Source organism: Luteibacter sp., assembly GCF_009912395.1.
GTDB lineage: Bacteria > Pseudomonadota > Gammaproteobacteria > Xanthomonadales > Rhodanobacteraceae > Luteibacter.
Window position 1 is genome coordinate 43,982 of record NZ_WNDO01000030.1, and the last position, 21,019, is coordinate 65,000.

Here is a 21,019-nt window from a genome sequence, read left to right on the forward strand (position 1 = left end):
TCCAAGGAGACCCAGGCCATGTCCAGCGCCAAGCCATTCGTCAGCGATATCGAGAACATTCGTAAGCGTGCCCGCGAGCATATCGACAAGGGCGCCATCACATCGGGGTACCGCGCCGACCGTGAAACGGTGATCAAACTGCTCAACGAAGCGCTGGCCACCGAGATCGTTTGCGTGTTGCGCTACAAGTACCACTACTACATGGCGCCGGGCATCCATTCGCAGAGCGTGAAGGCCGAATTCCTCGAACACGCCAACGAGGAACAGACCCATGCCGACCGCATCGCCGAGCGCATCACGCAGCTCGACGGCACCCCCAATTTCAACCCGGAAGGCCTTCTTTCACGCAGTCACGCGGATTACGTCGAAGGTAAGGACCTCATCGACATGATCAAGGAAGACCTCGTCGCAGAACGCATCGCCATCGACAGCTATCGTGACATCGTCAACTACATCGGTGACGACGACCCGACCACGCGCCGCATCATGGAAGACATCCTCGCGCAGGAAGAAGAGCACGCCGAAGACATGGCGACGCTGCTGGAGAACCTCGGCAAGAAGGGCGAGCCGGCGGCACCTGCCCGGCACTGAGGGGGTAAGCTAGGGGCGTTCGCTCGCTCTGACGAAGGATGACCATGAACGCGACCGCCGCCCCCGCGCCGAAACGTCGACGCAACCCTGTGACCCTCGCGATCGCGCTGCCGATCGCGATCCTCGTCCTGCTGGTGCTGTTTTTCATGTGGTGGTGGGACAAGGAGCCGGAGCAGTTCGATCCGGTCGCCGTGACCACCGCGCACATGAAGGACCTCGGCCGGCCGATGAGCACGGGCGCCGTCACCACGTATACGCTGATCCGTTCGGTCGACACGCTGATGGACAAGCGCGGTGGTTATCTCAGCAATGACAAGCTGCCGCCCGGCGCGTTCATGGACAACATCCCCAATTGGGAGTTCGGCTCCCTGACCGCCTCCCGCGACTTGGTCCGTGCACTGCGCAACGACTTCAGTCGCTCGCAGACGCAGTCCGTCGAGGACAAGTCCCTCGGCGAGGCCGACCCCCTGCTCAACAGCCCGAACGACCGCTGGCTCTTCCCCAGCTCGGAATCCCAGTACACCAAGGCGATGGGCGACCTGGAAGACTACCTCGGGCGCCTGAGCGACTCGCCCGACGGCAACGCCCATTTCTACGCCCGCGCCGACAACCTGGCCGACTACCTGCAGACCGTCTCCACCCGCCTGGGCTCGCTGTCCCAGCGGCTCTCGGCCAGTGTCGGCCAGCTCAAGGTCGACGCCGCCCCCAACGCCGACGTGGCGGCCAATGCGGCACCTGCCAAGGCCGTGTACGTGAAGACGCCCTGGAACAAGATCGACGACAACTTCTATGAGGCGCGTGGCTATACCTGGGCGCTGCTGGAGCAGCTGAAGGCCATCCGCCACGATTTTGGGCCGATCCTGAAATCGAAGAATGCCGATGCCAGCCTGCAGCAGGTGATCCGCGAGCTTGAGGAATCGCAGAAATCGCTTGGTAGCCCTGTGGTGCTGAACGGTTCGCCGTTTGGGTTCTTCGCCAATCATTCGCTGGTGATGGCGAACTACATCTCGCGGGCTAACGCGGCGATCATTGATCTGCGGGCTTTGTTGAGCCGCGGTTGATCCTTCGATCGGATGTAGCGGCGGCCCCGTCGCGCGCAAGCGCGCTCCTACAGAAGAAAAAAAAGCCCGCGTTAGCGGGCTTTTTTGTACGACATGCGGTTCGCGTGGCTTACTTCGAGGCCTTGTAGCTCTCGATGCCGGCGTTGATCACGGCCTTGGCTTCGGCGGCGTTGACCCAGCCTTCGATCTTGACCCACTTGCCCTTCTCGAGATCCTTGTAGTGCTCGAAGAAGTGGCCGATGCGCTCAAGCCAGTGGCCCGAAACCTGGTCGATGTCCTTGATGTGCGAGTAGCCGGCGAAGATCTTGCCGACCGGCACCATCACCAGCTTCTCGTCCGAACCGGCTTCGTCGGTCATCTTGAGCATGCCGACCGGATGGCAGCGGATGACCGAGCCCGGGACCAGCGGCAGGGGCAGGATCACCAGCGCGTCGAGCGGGTCGCCGTCGCCGCCCAGGGTGCCCGGCACGTAGCCGTAGTTGCACGGGTAACGCATCGGGGTCGAGAGGATGCGGTCGACGAAGATCGCGCCGCTGTCCTTGTCCACCTCGTACTTGACGGGCTCGGCATCCTTGGGGATTTCGATGATGACGTTGATTTCGTCCGGCACGTTCTTGCCGGCGGGTACGAGGTGCAGGCCCATGGGGATTCCTTGGAGGGTAAAGGGTACTTAGCCGCCTAGGATACCGGCAGGGCCGGGGTAAGTCAGCCGTCCTGCCGGGCGGCCCAGAAAGCGTAAACGGTAGGTAAACGTCGGGATATTTGGCTGTAGGAGCGAGCTTGCTCGCGATCACACGTCGCGAGGAGCCCCCATCGCGAGCAAGCTCGCTCCTACAAGCGTGAGGCGCCGAGTCCTTACTTCAGGTGTTCCCAGAGGTAGGTGTACGACAGGGCGTTCATGAAGGCCGACTGCTTGTTGTCCGCCGCGGCGCCGTGGCCGCCTTCGATGTTCTCGTAGAAGCTGGCATCGAAGCCCATGGCCTGCATGCGGGCGGCCATCTTGCGGGCGTGCACCGGACCCACACGGTCGTCGCGGGTGGAGGTGGTGAACAGCACCGCCGGGTAGTGGGTGCCCTTGTGGAGGTTGTGGTACGGCGAGAAGGTCTGGATGTACTTCCATTCCTCCGGCTTGTCCGGGTTGCCATATTCAGCCATCCACGAGGCACCGGCCGACATGTGCGGATAGCGCTTCATGTCGAGCAGGGCGACCTGGCTGACCACGGCGCCGTACAGCTGCGGGTACTTGGTGAGCATGTTGCCCGCCAGCAGGCCGCCGTTGCTGCCGCCCATCATGCCCATGTGCTTCGGGCTGGTGATCTTGCGGTCGATCAGGTCTTGCGACACGGCCGCGAAGTCCTCGTAGGCGCGCGGACGATTCGCCTTCTGCGCCGCCTGGTGCCAGCGCGGACCGTATTCGCCGCCGCCACGGATGTTGGCGATGACATACACACCGCCCTTCTCCAGCCACGCGCGGCCGACGCCAGCTGAGTAAGCGGGCTGCAGGGAGATTTCGAAGCCGCCGTAGCCGTAGACCAGGGTCGGGTTGCTGCCGTCGGTCTTCAGCGACTTCGGGGCGATCTCGAAGTAGGGCACCTTGGTGCCGTCCTTGGAGGTGGCGAAGTGCTGGCTCACAGCGAACTTCGAGGCGTCGAAGAACGCCGGGCTGTGCTTGAGCTCTTCCGGCTGGCTCTTGCCGAGCGTGCCGAAGTACAGCGTGGACGGCTGCAGGAAGCCCGAGACGATCATGAAGTAATCGTCGTTGTCGTCGGCATCGACACCTGTCGCCTGCGCCGTGCTGAGTGCGGGGGCGCCGCCGAGCGATTCGGTCTTCCACTCGCCGCCGGTGTTCGGCGTCAGCACGCTGATCTGCGTGACGACGTCGCGCATGACGTTGAGGATGAGATGGTTGCGGGTCCACGAATGGGCCGCCAGCGAGCTGTGCGCATCCGGCTTGAACAGCACGGTGATGCCGTCGCGCTTGCCGGCCATGTAGTCGTTGAAGTTCGCCGCCAGCAGCGAGCCGGAGGGATAGGTCTTGCCACCCACGGTCCAGTCGGTGCGCGGCTCGATCAACAGCCACTCGCGCTCGACGTCGGTCTCGGCATCGTTGGGCACGTCGATCTTGGTGAGCTTGCCGTCCTTGCCGCGGACGTAGGTCTCGGAGTTGTAGAACGCCAGCGCGCGATTGACGAAATCACGTTCGAAGCCCGGCGTGCGATCGCGGAAGGCCGAGATGGACATGTCGGTCTTCTGGCCTTCGTATACCGTGGTCGCGGAGGCGAGCGGCGTACCGCGCTTCCATTCCTTCACGATGCGCGGGTAGCTGGAATCGGTCATGGAACCCGGGCCGAAATCGGTGGCCACGTAGATGTGGTCTTGGTCGATCCAGGCCACCTGGCTCTTGGCCTCGGGCAGGGTGAAGCCATCCTTGATGAAGGACTTGGTCGTCAGATCGAACTCACGCACCACGTCCGCGTCCGCGCCACCGCGCGAGAGCGACAGCAGGCAGCGGCGATAGTCCGGCTTCAGGCACTGGGCGCCGTGCCACACCCAGTTTTCCTTCTCGGCGGCGTTGAGCGCGTCGAGGTCGATCACGGTCTCCCAGTTGGGCTTGTCCTTGCGGTACTCGGCCAGGGAGGTGCGCCGCCAGATGCCCTTGGGGTGTTCCTTGTCGCGCCAGAAGTTGTAGTAGCTATCGCCGATGCGCGAGACCATCGGGATCTTCGCGTCGGAGTCGAGCACCTCGAGCAGGCGCGCGTCGAGTGTCTTGAAGTCCTGGCTTTCGGTGTACTTGGCGACGGTCTTGGCGTTTTCCGCCTTGACCCACTCGAGCGGCTTCGCACCGTCGATGTCGTCGAGCCAGAGGTTTTCGTCGTCACCGGCGGCCTGAGTGGCGGCGGGCGCGGTCTTGGGGGTGTCGTGTGCCTGGGTCATGCCACTGAAGGTAAGGGCGATGGCAAGCGCAATCCAGCGTCGTTGCATGGGTGAAGTGTCCCCTGGGGTCGATGAAGAACGTGACTTCTGACCTTAACGCAGGGGAGGCCATGGGGCCCCCATGACTTTCGTCCTAGATATCCACCCCTTCGGCAGGCGACATGGCGACGACCGAAGGGGTGGGAGCCGACCGTGTCGGCGATCAGGCTTGCCTCAAAGCAGCGGAATCAACAGCAACGCCACGATATTGATGATCTTGATCAGCGGATTCACTGCCGGGCCGGCCGTGTCCTTGTACGGATCGCCGACCGTATCGCCCGTGACGGCGGCCTTGTGCGCGTCCGATCCCTTGCCGCCGAAGTGGCCATCCTCGATGTACTTCTTGGCGTTGTCCCAGGCGCCGCCGCCCGTGGTCATGGAGATGGCGACGAACAGGCCGGTGACGATGGTGCCGATCAGCACGCCGCCCAGCGCCTGCGCCCCCGCCTCGGGTCCGCCCAGCCACTTGAAGCCGAAGATCACCACCACCGGCACCAGCACCGGCAACAGCGAGGGCACCAGCATTTCGCGGATGGCCGAGCGGGTCAGCATGTCCACGGCGCGGGAGTAGTCCGGCTTGGTCGTGCCTTCCATGATGCCGGCGATCTCCCGGAACTGGCGGCGCACTTCCTCCACCACGGCCCCGGCGGCGCGACCCACGGCCTCCATCGCCATCGCGGCGAACAGGTAGGGGATCAGGCCACCGATCAGCAGGCCGATGATCACGTAGTGGTTGGACAGATCGAAGCGCACCTCCGCGCCCCCGAAATGCAGGCTGAGGTTATGCGTGTAGTCGGCGAACAGCACCAGCGCCGCCAAGCCGGCCGAGCCGATCGCATAGCCCTTGGTCACCGCCTTGGTCGTGTTGCCGACCGCGTCCAGCGGATCGGTCACGCCGCGTACCTCGGCAGGCAGTTCGGCCATCTCGGCGATGCCGCCCGCGTTGTCGGTGACCGGGCCGTAGGCATCCAGCGCCACGATCATGCCGGTCATGCTCAGCATGGCGGTGGCGGCGATGGCGATGCCGTAGAGACCGGCCAGCGCGTAGGCACCCCAGATCGCCGCGCAGACGGCAAGCACGGGTAGCGCGGTGGATTTCATCGAGACGCCCAGGCCCGCGATGATGTTGGTCGCGTGGCCCGTGGTGGACGACTGCGCCACATGGCGTACCGGTCGGTATTCCGTGGCCGTGTAGTACTCGGTGATCACCACCATCGCGCCGGTCAGCACCAGGCCGATGATCGCGCAGCCGTAGATGCGACCCGCGCCGTAGGCGGAGTCGGCCATCAGTGACTGCGTGATCGGCCAGAAGGCGATGGCGGCGAGCAGTGCGGAAACGAACACGCCAGCGTAGAGCGCGTTCATGATCTTGCCGCCGCGGGTCTTCACGAAGAAGGTGCCGATCACCGAGGCCACGATCGACGCACCGCCGAGCACCAGCGGGTACAGCACGCCGGAGGGGCCGGTCTCCGTGGCCATCACGCCACCGAGCAGCATCGTGGCGATCAGCGTCACCGCGTAGGTCTCGAACAGGTCGGCGGCCATGCCGGCGCAGTCGCCGACGTTGTCGCCCACGTTGTCCGCGATCACCGCCGGGTTGCGCGGATCGTCCTCGGGAATGCCAGCTTCCACCTTGCCGACGAGGTCGGCGCCCACATCCGCACCCTTGGTGAAGATGCCGCCGCCCAGGCGCGCGAAGATCGAGATCAGCGACGAGCCGAAGGCCAGTCCGATCAGCGCGTGCAGGGCGTGGCTGCGTTCGTAGCCCAGGTGCATCAGTACGCCGTAGTACCCGGCCACGCCCAGCAGGCCCAGTCCCACCACCAGCATGCCGGTGACCGCCCCGCCCCGGAAGGCCACCGCCAGAGCAGAAGAAAGGCCGCTCCTGGCGGCCTCGGCGGTACGCACGTTGGCACGAACCGAAACGTTCATGCCGATGTAGCCGGCTGCCCCCGAGAGGATCGCCCCCAGCGCGAAACCGATCGCGGTACCCCAGTCGAGGAAGATGCCGATGAGCAGGAAAAGCACGATGCCGACGACGCCGATGGTGGCGTATTGTCGGTTGAGGTAGGCGCGGGCGCCTTCCTGGATCGCCGTGGCGATCGCCTGCATTCGTTCGTTGCCCGGCGATCGGGCCAGCACCCAGCTGACCGAAAACGCACCGTACAGAATCGCCACGACCGCACATGCCAGCGCGATCCATAAACCGTACTGTTGCAGCATCGAAGCCTCCCCGAATTGTAGGAGCCCCGGCAGGGCTCGGCCCGAGTATAGGCAGGGGAGGCGCTCGAAGCTGTTGTGCGCTGCACCGTCGCCGGTGCGGGATCAACGCGTGGCCATATCCAGGATGATGCCTGTGGCGATGGCGACGAGCAGGAAGTCGTTGTTATCGCGCACCCAGTGATAACCGCGCGGCGGCGGACGCAGGCGATAGCTGCCGTAATCGTAGATCACCGTCTGCCGGCCGTAGTACCGGTGACCGCGCTCCCAGTGGCCGTAATAGCGTGGCGGCGGGGGCGGGCGGTTGTAGTAGGCCGGGCGATAGTAATGGTCGTGACCGTAGTAGCGCGGCGGGGGCGGTGGGCGATGGCCGTGCCATCCGCGGTCAGGGTACCGGCCACGATCGTCGTGCCAGCGTCCATCGTGATGGCGGTCGTAGCCGTGACGATCCCGATCGCGGTCGTGATCGTGGTGGCCCGGATCGGCGAAGGCGGCCGGAACGGCGGCCAGGGCCAGACAGGCGAGGGTGGTGCGCAGGAAGGTTTTCATCGCGGGTCTCCAGGTGCGGTCACCTGCCGCGCTCCTTGCGGCCAACCGTCGACCCGGATGCTAGGAACGTTCGCCTGAACGCAAGGTCTTACGACGTCACGGGTCGTTCACTTCCGCGACAGCTCGATCAGGCGATCGAACCCGGGCGGAATTCCAGCGACACCCGCGCCGGCCGGCCGGGCAACTGGAGTGCCGCGGCGCGTTCCGGTGCGCGGGCCAGCACGCGGCCACCGCGCAGCACCAGCAGGCGGGCCGCTCGAAGGCGAATCGCCTCGTAGGCGTCGCCGGCCTGCAACAGCACCAGATCGGCCGGATGGCCTTCCGCGATGCCATAGCCCTCCAGGCCCAGCACGCGCGCCGGATTCGCGGTGACTGCGTCGAAACACTGGGCGACACCCGCCGTGGAGGTCATCTGGGCGACGTGCAGGCCCATGTGGGCCACGTCGAGCATGTCGCCCGAGCCCATGCCGTACCACGGGTCCATCGCGCAGTCGTGGCCGAAGGCGACGTTGACCCCGGTCGCCAGCAGCTCCGGCACGCGGGTCATGCCGCGACGCTTGGGGTAGGTGTCGTGGCGACCTTGCAACGTGATGTTGATCAGCGGGTTGGCGATGGCATGCACCCCGGCCTCAGCGATCAATGGGATCAGCTTGGACACGTAGTAGTTGTCCATCGAATGCATGGACGTGAGATGCGAGCCGGTGACCCGTCCCTGCAGGCCGATGCGCTGCGTCTCTGCCGCGAGTGTCTCGATGTGGCGGGACAGCGGATCGTCGGACTCGTCGCAATGCATGTCCACGCGCAGGCCGCGTTCGGCGGCGAGTTCGCACAGCCAGCGAATCGACGCGGCTCCGTCGGCCATCGTGCGTTCGAAATGCGGGATGCCGCCGACCACGTCCACGCCCATGTCGAGCGCGCGTATGAGGTTGGCCTTCGCGCTGGGCGAGCGAAGCAGGCCATCCTGCGGGAAAGCGACCAGCTCCAAGTGCAGGTACGGCGCGACGCGGCGCTTCACTTCCAGGAGTGCCTCGACGGCGAGCAGGCGGTCGTCGCAGACATCCACATGGCTGCGGATGGCGAGCAGGCCCTGGGCCACGGCCATGTCGCAGTAGGCCATCGCACGGGCGATGAGCGCGTCGATGGTGAGCTGCGGCTTGAGTTCGCCCCACAGGACGATGCCTTCGAGCAGGGTACCCGAGGCATTCAGGCGCGGCAGGCCCAGCGAGAGCGTGGCATCCATGTGGAAGTGCGCGTCCACGAAGGGCGGACAGACCAGCCGGCCCTGCGCGTCGATCTCCTCCGCCGCGCTCGCTTCCAGTGCCGGCCGGATGGCGGCGAAGCGTCCGTCGCGGATGCCGATGTCGACATCGCGGCGACCGTCGGGCAGGGTGGCGTGGCGGATGATCAGGTCCATGGCGGGGCTCCGGGTAACGACCCCGGATGATAGCGGTGATAGGAACCTTCACGCCGATCGGCCTTCGGATACGGCACCATAAGCCTCCCCATGGAACTCTCAGACAAGCTCGCCATCCTGGCCGACGCCGCCAAGTACGATGCCTCGTGCTCGTCCAGCGGCGGCAAGGGCCGCAACTCGCTCGGTACGGGAGGCATCGGCTCGACCGAAGGGATGGGCATCTGCCATGCGTACGCGCCGGACGGGCGTTGCATTTCGCTGCTGAAGATCCTGCTCACCAACTTCTGCGTCTACGACTGCGCGTATTGCGTGAACCGGCGCAGCAGCAACGTGCGTCGTGCCCGGTTCACGCCCGAAGAAGTGGTGGAGCTGACGCTGGAGTTCTACCGGCGCAACTACATCGAGGGGCTGTTCCTGTCCTCGGGCATCATCCGCTCGCCGGACTACACGATGAAACAGCTGGTGCGCGTGGCCCGCACGCTTCGCACCGAACACCGCTTCGGTGGCTACATCCACCTGAAGACGATTCCCGACGCCGCGCCCGAGCTGATCGACGCCGCCGGACGCTGGGCCGATCGTCTGAGCATCAATGTGGAAATGCCCACCGAGGGCGGCCTGAAATCGCTGGCGCCGGAGAAAGACCTTCGCGATATCCGCCGCTCGATGGGTCGGTTGCGGTTGTCGATCGACGAGGCGAAGGCCGAAGCGAAGGCGCCGCGTTTCGCGCCGGCGGGCCAGAGCACGCAGATGATCGTCGGCGCGGACAGCGCCAACGACCGCGACGTGCTGGTGACCAGCAGCAACCTCTACAACAACTACCAGCTTCGCCGCGTCTACTACTCGGCGTTCAGCCCGATTCCGGACGCGTCGAAGATCCTGCCGTTGAAGCCGCCACCGCTGGTGCGCGAGCATCGGTTGTACCAGGCCGACTGGCTGATCCGTTTCTATGGCTTCGTTGCCGACGAGATCGCGCCGGCGGGCGACGACGGCATGTTGCCGCTCGATATCGATCCGAAGCTGGCCTGGGCGCTGCGTCATCGCGAGCAGTTCCCCGTGGACGTCAATCGCGCCTCGCGCGACATGCTCCTGCGCGTACCGGGGCTGGGCGTGAAGACCGTGGACAAGCTGATCGCCATGCGCACGCACAAGCGCATCCGCTACGACGACCTGGTGCGCCTGCGCGTGCCGGTCAAGAAGGTCGCCCCCTTCGTGCAGACGGTGGACCATCGCCCGCGCGGTGACCACGAGAGTGTCGTCCTTCGACGCGACCTGCGCGAACCGGCCCAGCCCGACCTGTTCGGCTGATGTACCGCGTCACCCTCGACGATCCGTCCGACCTCGATACCTGGCGGACGACCGCCCGGGCGCTGCTGCTTGCCGACGTGGATCCGCGCGACGTGGCTTGGCAGGAGGATGGTCTGTTCGGCGGTGACGTCTTGCCGCCGCCGGGCGATAAGAGGCTGGCCCCCGTGCCGCGCGCTTTCCTCGATCTCGCGGCGATCGTGCTGACCCATAGCGACGAGCAGCGCCATGCGGTGCTTTATCGGATGCTGTGGCGACTCACCCATGGCGAGAAGGGCCTGCTGGCGCTCGCCACCGACGACGATGTCGCCTGGGCGTACGCCTGTGCGAAGCAGGTCAATCGCGACGCGCACAAGATGAAGGCCTTCGTGCGCTTCCGTGAAGTGACCACCGAGGACGGCAGCGTCTACGTGGCGTGGTTCGAACCGGCGCACGATATCGTCCGTCGCGTGGCGCCGTTCTTTGTGCGTCGCTTCACCGGCATGCGCTGGTCCCTGCTCACCCCGTCACGCACGGCTCACTGGGACGGCACGACGCTCACCTTCGGGCCGGGCGCGCGGCGCGAGGACGCGCCATCGGACGATGCGTTGGAGGACCTGTGGCGTACCTACTACGCCAGCATCTTCAATCCCGCCCGGCTGAAGGTCGACGCGATGCGTCGCGAGATGCCGGTGAAATACTGGAAGAACCTGCCGGAGGCGCGCCTCATCCCCGAACTGGTGCGTGACGCGCTGCCGAGGATGCAGGCCATGGTCGAGAAGCAGGCCACGGTGCCGAGGAAGAAGATCACGCCCTTGCAGAAGGCGGCGGACGAAGCGCCTGAGGGTAGTCTCGCTGAGCTGCGACGCCAGGCGGCCGATTGCCGTGCATGCGACCTTTGGAAACCGGCGACGCAGACGGTGTTCGGCGAAGGCCCCGTCGATGCCCGCGTGGTGGTGATCGGCGAACAGCCGGGCGACCAGGAAGATCTGGCAGGAAAGCCGTTCGTTGGGCCTGCGGGCAAGCTGTTCGACCAGGCGCTGGCCGAGGTCGAGGTGCCGCGCGACAGACTCTATGTCACCAATACGGTGAAGCACTTCAAGTTCGAACCACGCGGCAAGGTCCGCCTGCACAAGCGGGCGAACGCCGAGGAACAGGCGGCATGCCGGCGCTGGCTGGCGGCGGAGATCGACCGCATTCGGCCCAAGGCGTTGGTCTGCCTCGGCGCGATGGCCGCGCAGGCCGTGTTCGGCGCGTCGTTTCGCCTGATGGAAGAGCGCGGTCGCTGGATCGAGCTGCCCGACGGGCGCCGCGCCATGGCGACGGTGCATCCGTCGTATTTGCTGAGGTTGCCCGATCCGGCGGAGCAGGAACGGGCTTATGCGGACTTCGTGCGGGACCTGTCCCTGATGCGGGACCTGCTCGTGTAGGAGCGCGCTTGCGCGCGATCGCGCGCAAGCGCGCTCCTACAGGTCACGCCGGTTTGAATTTCTTCAGCTTCTTCGGCACAGAGGCATTCTTCAGCACCACATACTCCGGCAGGCCATCGTCCCCATACGGCGGCGGCACCTCACCCTGAATCAACGGGGCGAGATAACGGCGCGCGGCAGCGGTGATACCGAAGCCATCCTTCGCGATGAAGTTCTTCGGCATCTTCTTTTCGTGGTTGGCGATCTTGTCCAGCGGCGCCGCCTCGATCTTCCACTTGTACGGCTCGTCGGACGTGCGCACGATCACGGGCATCACGGCGTTCAGTCCCTCGGCGGCGTATTCCACCGCCTTCTTGCCGACCGCATAGGCCTGTTCCACGTCGACCTTCGAGGCGATGTGGCGGGCGGAGCGCTGGAGGTAGTCCGGGAGGGCCCAGTGGTACTTGTAGCCCAGCTTCTCGCGCACCAGCGCCGCCAGCACAGGCGCGGCGCCGCCGAGCTGCGCGTGGCCGAAGGCGTCGCGCGCGCCGGATTCAGCGAGGAACGCGCCGCTGGCGTCCTTCACGCCTTCGGACACCACCACGGTGCAGTAGCCCACCTTCTCGACCGTGGCCTGCACCTTGGCCAGGAAGGCCTCGGGGTCGAAAACGTTCTCGGGGAACAGGATCACGTGCGGCGGATCGCCGGCCTTGCTGCCGGCCAGGCCCGCGGCGGCCGCGATCCAGCCGGCGTGGCGGCCCATCACTTCGATGATGAAGACCTTGGTTGACGTGTCGGCCATCGAGGCGACATCGAGGCTGGCTTCGCGCACGGCGATAGCGGTGTACTTGGCCACCGAGCCGAAGCCGGGGCAGGTGTCGGTAACTACCAGGTCGTTGTCGATCGTCTTCGGCACGCCGATGCAGTTCACCTCGTAGCCCAGCGCCTGGCCGATCTTAGACACCTTGTTGGCGGTGTCGGCGGAATCGTTGCCGCCGTTGTAGAGGAAGGTGCGGATGTCGTGGGCGCGGAAGACCTCGATCAGCCGCTCGTATTCGGCACGATTCTCTTCCAGCGACTTCAGCTTGTAGCGGCAGGAGCCGAAGGCACCGCCTGGCGTATGGCGCAGGGCGGCGATGTTCGCCTTGGCTTCCTTACTGGTGTCGATCAGCTCCTCGCGCAGGGCGCCGAGGATGCCGTTGCGGGCGGCGTACACCACGATGCCCTTGTCCCGGGCGGTTTCGATGACACCCGCCGCGGTGGCGTTGATGACGGCGGAGACACCGCCCGACTGGGCGTACAGGAGTTTGCCGGAGGCCATGCGTCGCGTCCTTCTTCGGGTCGTAAGCCCCGAGGGTACAGCGAGCCGGAGCCCTGCGGCGTCCTGCCACGCCTTTGTAACAGCCGTTTGACGCGGCGCGGCAGCTGCCGTTACCTTGGGACCCATTTTATTGTGTCCGGCGGAGGGGTTTCCGCCTGCCGGCGAAACGGAGCATCCATGCGACTCGTGCTATTTGGCGCCCCCGGTTCGGGCAAGGGTACCCAGGCGACCATCCTCAAGGATGATCTGGGCATTCCGCACATCTCCACGGGCGATCTCCTGCGCGCCGAGATCAAGGCGGAATCCGAACTCGGCATGAAAGCCAAGTCGCTCATGGACGCCGGCCAGCTGCTGCCGGACGACATCATGCTGGGCATCATCCGCCATCGCCTGAGCCAGGCGGACGCCAAACCGGGCTTCATCCTCGACGGCTATCCGCGCAACCTCGCCCAGGCCGACGCCCTCGACGTGGTGCTGAAGGAAATCGGCCAGCCGCTCGACGTGGTGATCAAGCTCAACGTGCCGAACGAGGCCATCGTCGATCGCTGCGTGGTGCGTTTCGAGAAGGAAGGCCGCCCCGACGACAACCCGGACACGGTCAAGAAGCGCCTGGCCATCTACGCCGACCAGACCGCCCCGGTCGCCGAGTTCTACGCCAAGCGTGGCAAGCTCAAGGAGATCGACGGCGTGGGCGAGCTCAAGGACGTCACCGTCCGTATCAAGGCCGCTCTCGACGAGGCCAAGGCCCTCAGCGCCTGATCCTTCCCGGCCCGCCTTCATGGCGGGCCTTTCGCGATGGCCCTGCGCCATCGCGCCAGACGACGAACTACGGCAATGCGCGTCCATATCCTCGGCATCTGCGGCACCTTCATGGGCGGCGTCGCCGCGCTCGCTCGCGAACTGGGTCTCCAGGTCGAGGGTTCCGACGCCAACGTCTATCCGCCCATGAGCACCCAGCTCGAAGCACTGGGCATCTCGCTCATGCAGGGCTATCGCTCCGAACATCTCCAGCCCACGCCGGATCTCGTGGTGGTGGGCAATGCGATGGTGCGTGGTAATCCGGCCGTCGAGTACATGCTCGACGAAGGCATGCGCTACATCTCCGGACCGCAGTGGCTGGGCGAGACCTTGCTGGGCGGTCGCGAGGTGCTGGCCGTGGCCGGCACGCATGGCAAGACCACCACGACGAGTCTGCTCGCGCACCTGCTGGAATCGGCCGGTCAGTCGCCGGGGTTCCTGATCGGCGGCGTGCCGGGTAACTTCGACGTGTCGGCGCGCCGCGGCGAAGGCAAGCCGTTCGTGATCGAGGCCGATGAATACGATTCGGCCTTCTTCGACAAGCGCTCCAAGTTCGTCCATTACCGGCCGCGCATCGCCATCCTCAATAACCTGGAATATGACCACGCGGACATCTTCCCCGACGTGGCCGCCATCCAACGCCAGTTCCACCACCTCGTGCGCACGGTACCCGGCAACGGCCGACTGATCGTCAACGCCGAGGACGCCTATCTCGCCGAGGTGCTCGCGATGGGCGCGTGGACGCCGGTGGAAACCTTCGGTATCGAGCGCGGCGACTGGCGCGCCGAGCTGATCGCCGCCGATGGCTCGCATTTCCGTGTCACGCGGCAGGGCGTGGCGTTGGGCGAGATCCGCTGGAACTCGCTCGGTCGCCACAACGTCATGAACGCGCTGGCCGCGCTGGCCGCCGCGACCGCGGCAGGCGCCGATCCGGTGGCCTTGCTGCCGGCATTCGCCGGTTTCACCAGCGTGCGTCGTCGCATGGAGGTGATCGGCATGGCGCATGGCGTCACCGTCTATGACGACTTCGCGCACCATCCCACCGCCATCGCCACCACGCTGGCGGGTCTGCGAGCGAAGGTCGGCAAGGCGCGCATCGTCGTGGCGCTGGAGCCGCGCTCGAACTCCATGCGCCTGGGCGCGCATGCCGATGCGCTGGCACCCTCGCTGGCCGATGCGGATCGCGTGGTCTTCCTGCATCGCCCTGAACTGGCCTGGGACGCGGGCAAAGTCACCGCCGCGCTCGATGGTCGCGGCACCACCGTCCCCGGCGTGGATGCGCTGGTCGCCGAACTGGCCGCCGATGCGCGCGAGGGCGACCATGTGGTGTTCATGTCCAACGGCGGTTTCGAAGGCGCGCCGCGACGCTTCTTCACGACACTCGACGCGGGTTAGACTGGCGGGCATGGCTGCGACCACGCCCACGCACGACTTGCCGCTGTTCCCCTTGTCGAACGTCCTCTTCCCGGACGGTCATCTCCAGTTGCGCATCTTCGAACCGCGCTACCTCGACCTGATACGCGAATGCGCCCGTACGGGACGCGAGTTCGGCGTATGCATGATCCTGGAAGGCCGTGAGGCGGGGCAGCCGGCCGTACCGGCCGCCGTGGGCACGCTGGCCCGCATCACCGACTTCCACACCCGCGAGGATGGCCTGCTCGGTATCGTGGCGGAAGGTGGCAAGCGCTTCCGCGTCGCCCGTACGCGCGTGCGCTCGGATGGCCAGGTGCGCGGCGATGTCACCGTGTGGAACGCGGAGGACACCCTGCCGGTGCCGGCTGAGTTCGGCCTGCTGGCGACCATCCTCGAACGCCTGTCCGAGCAGATGATGCCGCCGTGGCGCAATGACGTGGCCGGCCGCGCCGACGATGCCAGCTGGGTAGGGTTCCGCCTGTGCGAACTGTTGCCGCTGGATGCCCACGAGTGCCAGCACATGCTCGAACTCGACGACCCCCTGCAGCGGCTGGCGGAGCTGCGCGACATCCTGCCCCGCTTCCAACGCACCTGAGATCTTCGCCATGACCTCGCTCGCCGGAAAGACCCTCTTCATCACAGGTGCCTCCCGGGGCATCGGTCTGGCCATCGCCCTGCGCGCGGCTCGCGATGGCGCCAATATCGTCATCGCGGCGAAGAGTGGCGTGCCCAATCCGAAGCTGCCGGGCACCATCCACACCGCGGCGGCGGAGATTGAGGCCGCCGGTGGCGTGGCGCTGCCGTTGAAGGTGGACATTCGCGAGGAATCGGAAGTACGCATGGCCGTGGCGACCGCGGCGGAACGCTTCGGTGGTATCGACATCCTGGTGAACAACGCCAGTGCGATCTGGCTCGCGGGTACCGAAGACACGCCCATGAAGCGCTTCGACCTGATGCACCAGGTCAACACGCGCGGCACCTTCCTCACCACGCAGGCCTGCTTGCCGTTCCTGCGCGAGGCCGAGAATCCGCACGTGCTGATGCTCTCGCCGCCGCCGAGCCTCGATCCGGCGTGGTATTCGCCGCATGTCGCCTACACCATCGCGAAGTTCGGCATGAGCCACTGCGTGTTGGGCATGGCGCCGGAGTTCGAGCCGATGGGCATCGCGGTGAACGCGCTGTGGCCGAAGACCATCATCGCCACCGCCGCCATCGGCATGATCGACGGCGTGGAGGCCAAGCGTTGCCGCCGACCCGAGATCGTGGCCGACGCGGCCCATGCGATCCTCACCCGGCCGGCGAAAGGCTTCACCGGCCGCTTCTGCATCGACGAGGACATCCTGCGCGAGCAGGGCGTCGTCGATTTCGATGCCTACGCCGTCCAGCCCGGCGAGCCGCTGCTGCCCGATTTGTTTCTCTGACCACCGAGCCAGGAGCGCCACGTGGGCTAGCTCGTTTGGCGTATGGCCGCTTTCGGCAGGCCGTTATAACGTCGGTTCCGGTCGCCGCCACCCTTTCGGGACAGGCGGCGCGTGGGGCTTGCCGGCTCGCAGGGGGCGTCGGCGGCGGGACAGGGAACACCCGCAAGGGCCGCAGCAGGCCACGGGCACGGGGTGAGGATCAGTCATGTCGCACGGCGAATCGGCGGGGCTTTGCGCCATCTGGGGCGAGAGTCCGGCCATCGGCACGCTTCTGCATAACCTGCGCAAGTTCGCTCCCGTGGAGCTGCCCCTGCTCATCACCGGTGAGACGGGCACGGGCAAGGAAGTAGCGGCGCGTACGCTGCATCAGCTTTCTCCACGCCAGGACAAGCCCTTCGCAGCCATCAACTGCGGCGCATTGCCGGCTAACCTGGTCCAATCCGAGCTGTTCGGCCACGAACGTGGCTCATTCACCGGCGCCACGTCGCGCCGTATCGGGCATTTCGAATCGGCGGACGGTGGTACGGTCTTCCTGGACGAGATCGGCGACCTGCCGCTCGATGCCCAGACCAACCTCCTGCGCGTGTTGCAGGAGGGCACGATCGAGCGCATCGGCAGTTGCCGTTCGATCCGGGTCGACGTGCGCGTGCTGGCGGCCACGCATGTGGACCTTGAAAAGGCGGTGGCGCAGGGCCGCTTTCGCGAAGATTTTTTCTATCGACTCAACGTCCTGCGCCTGCGGATGCCGCCCCTGCGCGAACGCATGGGTGACCTGGACCTGCTGGCGCAGCACTTTCTTGATACCTTCCGCGAAAACTACGGCACTCGCGCGCGCACGTTCAGCGCGGCGGCACGCCGTGCGATGAGCGCGTTTCCCTGGCCGGGCAACGTGCGCGAACTCATGAACCGCGTGCAGCGCGCAGCCGTGATCGCCGACGATGCGCTGATCACGCCCGACGATCTCGAACTGAACGCCGATGCGCCCGGCGGCGATCGCGACAGCCTGGGCGGCGCGCGGACCATGGCCGAGCGCGAAGCCATCGTGGACTGCCTGCGGGCCAGCGCCTTCAACATCAGCGAATGCGCGCGTCGCCTGCGGGTATCCCGCGTCACCGTCTATCGGCTCTGCAAGAAACACCAGCTCGTGCTCGACGAACTGCGCTGAGTGACCTCGCGAGGCGGAAAAAAACTCCCGGTTCACAGGGGAACCGGGAGTTTCCCATTCACCGCCGGGCTTGGCAGGGGTACCGGCAGGCGAATCCGCGGGCTCACAGGACCACGGTGATGGAAAGAGCAAGCGCCGTGCCATGCGACGGGACGACTGATTCGCAAGGATTTTCCGAGCCGTCGGTGAGCAGGGCGGCTCGGCGGTTGTAGCGTCCGCTATGCACTGCGTTGCACGGTCGCTACAGGGCCGTTGTCCGCGTGGTCCGCGCCTTATAGGATGGGGATTCCACCCGAGCGCCCCCACGGACCCGTTCCGCTCGCCGCTCGTGAGGGAAGGATCGATGTCGGACCGCAGAGCGTACCGTGCGATTCCATCCATCCCTGAGTGGGTCCTGGCGCTGCGGCCGGGGCCCGGAGTCGTTGCAATGTCGTCGCATCCTGTCGAACCCTCCGATCTCATCGGCCTGGGCAAGCGCTATTGGCTTTCCGTGTACCGTCCCCGCGACGTCATCCTCGATCACGGCAAGGGTGCCCGCGTGTGGGACACCGAGGGCCGTGACTATGTCGATTTCGGCGCCGGTATCGCCGTGAACGCGCTGGGGCACCAGGATCCCGACCTCGTCGAGGCCCTCGTCACCCAGGCCCATAAGCTCTGGCACGCCAGCAACGTGTTCTATTCCGAGCCGCCGCTGCGCCTGGCCGAAGAACTGGTCAAGCATTCGCCGTTCGCCGAACGCGTGTTCCTTTGCAATTCGGGTACCGAGGCCAACGAGGCCGCGATCAAGCTGGTCCGCAAGTGGGCCGCCTGCCAGGGCCGCTCGCCCGAGAACCGCGTCATCGTCACCTTCAAGGGTTCGTTCCATGGCCGCACCCTCGCGTCGGTCACGGCCACCGCGCAGCCGAAGTACCAGGAAGGCTACGAGCCGCTGCCGGGTGGCTTCCGCTACGCGCCGTTCAACGACGTGGCCGCGCTGGAAGATGCCTTCGCGCAGGGTGGTGTCGCCGCTGTGATGCTGGAGCCGGTGCAGGGCGAGGGCGGTGTCATGCCGGCCGAGCCGGGTTTCCTGAAGAAGGTGCGTGAATTGTGTGACGCCCACGACGCGCTGCTGGTGCTGGACGAGATCCAGTGCGGCATGGGGCGTACAGGTTCGCTGTTCGCCCACACGCACGACCATGTCACGCCCGACATCGTCACCCTGGCCAAGGCGCTGGGCGCCGGTTTCCCCATCGGCGCGATGCTGGTCGGGCCGAAGGTGGCCGATGTCATGCAGTTCGGCGCCCACGGCACCACGTTCGGTGGCAACCCGATGGCCGCCGCCGTCGCCCGCGTGGCGCTGCGCAAGATCGCCTCGCCCGAAGTGCTGCTCAACGTCGAGCGCCAGGCCAATGACATCCGCAAGGGCCTGGACAAGCTCAACCACGAGTTCCATCTGTTCTCGGAAGTGCGCGGTCGCGGCCTCATGCTCGGCGCGGTGCTGGACAGCGCCCATCAGGGACGTGCCGGCGAGATCCTCGACATCGCCGCGGCCCATGGCCTGTTGATCCTCCAGGCCGGCCCCGACGTGCTGCGCATCGTGCCGCCGCTGACCATCACCGACGAGGAAGTGGCCGAAGGCCTGCACCGCCTCCACGCAGCCCTGGCCGAGTTCGCGGCCAAAGAAGCCAAGGTGGCCTGAAACAAAATGCCCGGCCAATGGCCGGGCATTTTGTTTCCACGCGGGTCGTCGCACCGGCGCAGGCCGGTGCCCACGGCGAGGCGGCGGGTTACCGCGGCGCGGTCATGCCACCAGCGTCCCGAACACAGCGTCGGCCGCCGCGATCGTCTCTTCGATCACCGCATCCGAATGCGCGCTGGAAACAAAGCCCGCCTCGAACGCCGACGGCGCGAGGTACACGCCGCGCTCCAGCATCCCATGGAAGAACCGGTTGAACGCGGCGACATCGGCGCCGGTAGCCTGGGCGTAGGTCTCCACCGTCTCGCTCGTGAAGTACAGGCCGAACATCGCGCCCACGCGGGTCACGCTGAACGGGATGCCGTGCTTCGTCGCAGCCGCGGCGATGCCGTCGGTGAGGCGCACCGTGCGTGCGGCCAGGTCGTCGTGAAAGCCCGGTGCCTGGATCAGCTCCAGCATCGCGAGGCCGGCCGCCATGGCTACGGGGTTACCCGACAGCGTGCCCGCCTGGTAGATCGGACCCGCCGGAGCGATCTGCTCCATGAGGTCGCGGCGGCCACCATAGGCACCGACCGGCATGCCGCCGCCTATGATCTTGCCGAAGCAGGTCAGGTCGGGGGTGATGCCGTAATGCGCCTGCGCACCGCCCAGGGCGACGCGGAAACCGGTCATCACCTCGTCGAAGATCAGCAGGGCGCCGTGTTCGGTGCACAGCTCGCGCAGGGCCTCGAGGTAGCCCGGCTTCGGCGGGATGCAATTCATGTTGCCCGCGACCGGCTCGATGATGAGGCCGGCGATCTCCTTGCCCTCCTGGGCAAAAAGCAGGCGGGCGGCATCGATATCGTTGTAGGGCAGGGTAAGGGTGAGGTCGGCGGATGCCTTGGGCACGCCCGGCGAGGTAGGCACGCCGAAGGTGAGCGCGCCGGAGCCGGCCTTCACGAGGAAGCTGTCGCCATGGCCGTGGTAGCAGCCCTCAAACTTCACGATCTTCGCGCGACCGGTGGCGCCGCGGGCCAGGCGAATGGCCGACATGGTGGCTTCGGTGCCCGAGTTGACCATGCGCACCATTTCCACCGAGGGCACGAGCTTCACGATGGTCTCGGCCATGGTCACCTCGGCGGGCGACGGCGTGCCGAAGGAAAGGCCGTTGCGCACCGCGCGCTCTACCGCCTCGCGGACGGCAGGATGGTTGTGGCCGACGATCATCGGACCCCACGAGCCCACGTAGTCGATATAGCGCTTGCCCTCGACATCCCAGAGGTAGGCACCGTCGGCGCGCTCGGTGAAGAACGGTTCGCCGCCGACCGACTTGAAGGCGCGCACGGGCGAGTTCACGCCGCCGGGCAGCAGCTGGCGGGCGCGGGCGAAGAGTTCGTGGTTCGTGGTCATCGGGTGGTTCCGGTAAAGAGGTCGGCGAAACGGCGCGTGGCGGACTGGATGTCCGGAGCGGCGAAGATCGCGGAGACGACGGCGATGTAGTCCGCGCCGGCATCGATCACGACCCCGGCATTGTCCGGCGTGAGGCCGCCGATCGCCACGACGGGCAAGCCCAAGGCCTTCACCTGCGTCACTACGTCATGCGCTGCGACGGGGGCGTGCGGCTTGGTGCTCGACGGATACATGGCACCGAAGGCGAGGTAGTCGACGCCTTGGGGGGCCAGTTCCCGCGCGCGCTCCAGCGACCCATAGCAAGAGACACCGATGATCGCGCCGGGCCCGAGGATCGCT

17 protein-coding genes and 1 pseudogene (1 of these 18 only partly in view) are annotated in these 21,019 nt (G+C 66.2%); 10 read left to right on the top strand and 8 right to left on the bottom strand.

Features of this window, described 5'->3' with window-relative positions; genetic code table 11:
- Positions 1 to 18 precede the first annotated feature (18 nt).
- Positions 19 to 591 carry a DUF892 family protein gene (locus GAK28_RS20940; RefSeq protein WP_291784049.1) on the top strand — a complete coding sequence of 191 codons (573 nt, stop codon included), beginning with the start codon at positions 19 to 21 and terminating at the stop codon, positions 589 to 591.
- Between the two features lie 44 nt (positions 592 to 635).
- Positions 636 to 1,652 carry a DUF2333 family protein gene (locus GAK28_RS20945; RefSeq protein ID WP_291784051.1) on the top strand — a complete coding sequence of 339 codons (1,017 nt, stop codon included), beginning with the start codon at positions 636 to 638 and terminating at the stop codon, positions 1,650 to 1,652.
- Positions 1,653 to 1,761: 109 nt separating this feature from the next.
- Here the strand turns inward: GAK28_RS20945 and ppa are convergent, their stop codons facing one another.
- From ppa to GAK28_RS20970, 5 genes are all read right to left on the bottom strand, one after another.
- A complete protein-coding gene (ppa, locus tag GAK28_RS20950; RefSeq protein WP_291784053.1) occupies positions 1,762 to 2,295 on the bottom strand; it encodes an inorganic diphosphatase in 534 nt (177 codons plus the stop codon).
- Positions 2,296 to 2,507: 212 nt separating this feature from the next.
- Positions 2,508 to 4,634: a prolyl oligopeptidase family serine peptidase gene (locus GAK28_RS20955; RefSeq protein ID WP_291784055.1), complete on the bottom strand. Its 2,127-nt coding sequence runs from the start codon at positions 4,632 to 4,634 to the stop codon at positions 2,508 to 2,510.
- 165 nt (positions 4,635 to 4,799) lie between these two features.
- On the bottom strand, positions 4,800 to 6,848 hold the full coding sequence (locus GAK28_RS20960) for a sodium-translocating pyrophosphatase (protein ID WP_291784057.1): 2,049 nt from the start codon (positions 6,846 to 6,848) through the stop codon (positions 4,800 to 4,802).
- Positions 6,849 to 6,950: 102 nt separating this feature from the next.
- A complete protein-coding gene (locus tag GAK28_RS20965) occupies positions 6,951 to 7,394 on the bottom strand; it encodes an RcnB family protein (protein ID WP_291784059.1) in 444 nt (147 codons plus the stop codon).
- A 127-nt stretch (positions 7,395 to 7,521) separates the two neighbouring features.
- Positions 7,522 to 8,808, bottom strand: a complete 1,287-nt coding sequence (locus GAK28_RS20970) for an amidohydrolase family protein (protein ID WP_291784061.1) — start codon at positions 8,806 to 8,808, stop codon at positions 7,522 to 7,524.
- Positions 8,809 to 8,898: 90 nt separating this feature from the next.
- On the opposite strand from GAK28_RS20970, the gene GAK28_RS20975 reads away from it, so the two are divergent.
- On the top strand, positions 8,899 to 10,113 hold the full coding sequence (locus GAK28_RS20975) for a putative DNA modification/repair radical SAM protein (RefSeq protein ID WP_291784063.1): 1,215 nt from the start codon (positions 8,899 to 8,901) through the stop codon (positions 10,111 to 10,113).
- Entirely contained in the window at positions 10,113 to 11,519 is a 1,407-nt protein-coding gene (locus GAK28_RS20980) for a UdgX family uracil-DNA binding protein (protein ID WP_291784064.1), read from the top strand. The genes GAK28_RS20975 and GAK28_RS20980 overlap by 1 nt, the downstream gene beginning before the upstream one ends.
- A gap of 43 nt (positions 11,520 to 11,562) precedes the next feature.
- Here GAK28_RS20980 and GAK28_RS20985 read toward each other — a convergent pair whose 3' ends face one another.
- Complete coding sequence (locus GAK28_RS20985) at positions 11,563 to 12,819, bottom strand: 6-phosphofructokinase (RefSeq protein ID WP_291784066.1); 1,257 nt, start codon at positions 12,817 to 12,819, stop codon at positions 11,563 to 11,565.
- Between the two features lie 177 nt (positions 12,820 to 12,996).
- Between GAK28_RS20985 and GAK28_RS20990 the strand changes: the two genes are divergently transcribed.
- From GAK28_RS20990 to GAK28_RS21015, 6 genes and pseudogenes are all read left to right on the top strand, one after another.
- Positions 12,997 to 13,578, top strand: a complete 582-nt coding sequence (locus tag GAK28_RS20990; protein WP_291784068.1) for an adenylate kinase — start codon at positions 12,997 to 12,999, stop codon at positions 13,576 to 13,578.
- A gap of 75 nt (positions 13,579 to 13,653) precedes the next feature.
- Positions 13,654 to 15,012: a UDP-N-acetylmuramate:L-alanyl-gamma-D-glutamyl-meso-diaminopimelate ligase gene (mpl, locus tag GAK28_RS20995; protein ID WP_291784070.1), complete on the top strand. Its 1,359-nt coding sequence runs from the start codon at positions 13,654 to 13,656 to the stop codon at positions 15,010 to 15,012.
- A gap of 10 nt (positions 15,013 to 15,022) precedes the next feature.
- Entirely contained in the window at positions 15,023 to 15,625 is a 603-nt protein-coding gene (locus GAK28_RS21000) for an LON peptidase substrate-binding domain-containing protein (protein WP_291784072.1), read from the top strand.
- A 10-nt stretch (positions 15,626 to 15,635) separates the two neighbouring features.
- Entirely contained in the window at positions 15,636 to 16,451 is an 816-nt protein-coding gene (locus GAK28_RS21005; protein ID WP_291784074.1) for an NAD(P)-dependent oxidoreductase, read from the top strand.
- 238 nt (positions 16,452 to 16,689) lie between these two features.
- Positions 16,690 to 17,616, top strand: a pseudogene (locus GAK28_RS21010) (sigma-54 dependent transcriptional regulator); the annotation flags it as partial.
- Between the two features lie 427 nt (positions 17,617 to 18,043).
- Positions 18,044 to 19,294 (top strand): acetylornithine/succinylornithine family transaminase, encoded by a 1,251-nt coding sequence (locus GAK28_RS21015; RefSeq protein ID WP_291784076.1) that lies wholly within the window; start codon positions 18,044 to 18,046, stop codon positions 19,292 to 19,294.
- A 102-nt stretch (positions 19,295 to 19,396) separates the two neighbouring features.
- Here GAK28_RS21015 and hemL read toward each other — a convergent pair whose 3' ends face one another.
- Positions 19,397 to 20,680 carry a glutamate-1-semialdehyde 2,1-aminomutase gene (hemL, locus tag GAK28_RS21020; protein WP_291784078.1) on the bottom strand — a complete coding sequence of 428 codons (1,284 nt, stop codon included), beginning with the start codon at positions 20,678 to 20,680 and terminating at the stop codon, positions 19,397 to 19,399.
- Positions 20,677 to 21,019 carry the 3' portion of a thiamine phosphate synthase gene (gene thiE / locus GAK28_RS21025; RefSeq protein ID WP_291784080.1) on the bottom strand. Its footprint extends 296 nt past the window's final position, so the window shows 343 of its 639 coding nt (coding positions 297–639); its start codon lies beyond the right edge, outside the window; its stop codon occupies positions 20,677 to 20,679. The genes hemL and thiE overlap by 4 nt, the downstream gene beginning before the upstream one ends.

Excerpts from the sequence above, each read along its gene's own strand:
- GAK28_RS20940 (WP_291784049.1), top strand. The coding sequence starts at position 19 with ATGTCCAGCGCCAAGCCATTCGTCAGCGATATCGAGAACATTCGTAAG.
- GAK28_RS20945 (WP_291784051.1), top strand. The coding sequence starts at position 636 with ATGAACGCGACCGCCGCCCCCGCGCCGAAACGTCGACGCAACCCTGTG.
- ppa (WP_291784053.1), bottom strand. The coding sequence starts at position 2,295 with ATGGGCCTGCACCTCGTACCCGCCGGCAAGAACGTGCCGGACGAAATC.
- GAK28_RS20955 (WP_291784055.1), bottom strand. The coding sequence starts at position 4,634 with ATGCAACGACGCTGGATTGCGCTTGCCATCGCCCTTACCTTCAGTGGC.
- GAK28_RS20960 (WP_291784057.1), bottom strand. The coding sequence starts at position 6,848 with ATGCTGCAACAGTACGGTTTATGGATCGCGCTGGCATGTGCGGTCGTG.
- GAK28_RS20965 (WP_291784059.1), bottom strand. The coding sequence starts at position 7,394 with ATGAAAACCTTCCTGCGCACCACCCTCGCCTGTCTGGCCCTGGCCGCC.
- GAK28_RS20970 (WP_291784061.1), bottom strand. The coding sequence starts at position 8,808 with ATGGACCTGATCATCCGCCACGCCACCCTGCCCGACGGTCGCCGCGAT.
- GAK28_RS20975 (WP_291784063.1), top strand. The coding sequence starts at position 8,899 with ATGGAACTCTCAGACAAGCTCGCCATCCTGGCCGACGCCGCCAAGTAC.
- GAK28_RS20980 (WP_291784064.1), top strand. The coding sequence starts at position 10,113 with ATGTACCGCGTCACCCTCGACGATCCGTCCGACCTCGATACCTGGCGG.
- GAK28_RS20985 (WP_291784066.1), bottom strand. The coding sequence starts at position 12,819 with ATGGCCTCCGGCAAACTCCTGTACGCCCAGTCGGGCGGTGTCTCCGCC.
- GAK28_RS20990 (WP_291784068.1), top strand. The coding sequence starts at position 12,997 with ATGCGACTCGTGCTATTTGGCGCCCCCGGTTCGGGCAAGGGTACCCAG.
- mpl (WP_291784070.1), top strand. The coding sequence starts at position 13,654 with ATGCGCGTCCATATCCTCGGCATCTGCGGCACCTTCATGGGCGGCGTC.
- GAK28_RS21000 (WP_291784072.1), top strand. The coding sequence starts at position 15,023 with ATGGCTGCGACCACGCCCACGCACGACTTGCCGCTGTTCCCCTTGTCG.
- GAK28_RS21005 (WP_291784074.1), top strand. The coding sequence starts at position 15,636 with ATGACCTCGCTCGCCGGAAAGACCCTCTTCATCACAGGTGCCTCCCGG.
- GAK28_RS21015 (WP_291784076.1), top strand. The coding sequence starts at position 18,044 with ATGTCGTCGCATCCTGTCGAACCCTCCGATCTCATCGGCCTGGGCAAG.
- hemL (WP_291784078.1), bottom strand. The coding sequence starts at position 20,680 with ATGACCACGAACCACGAACTCTTCGCCCGCGCCCGCCAGCTGCTGCCC.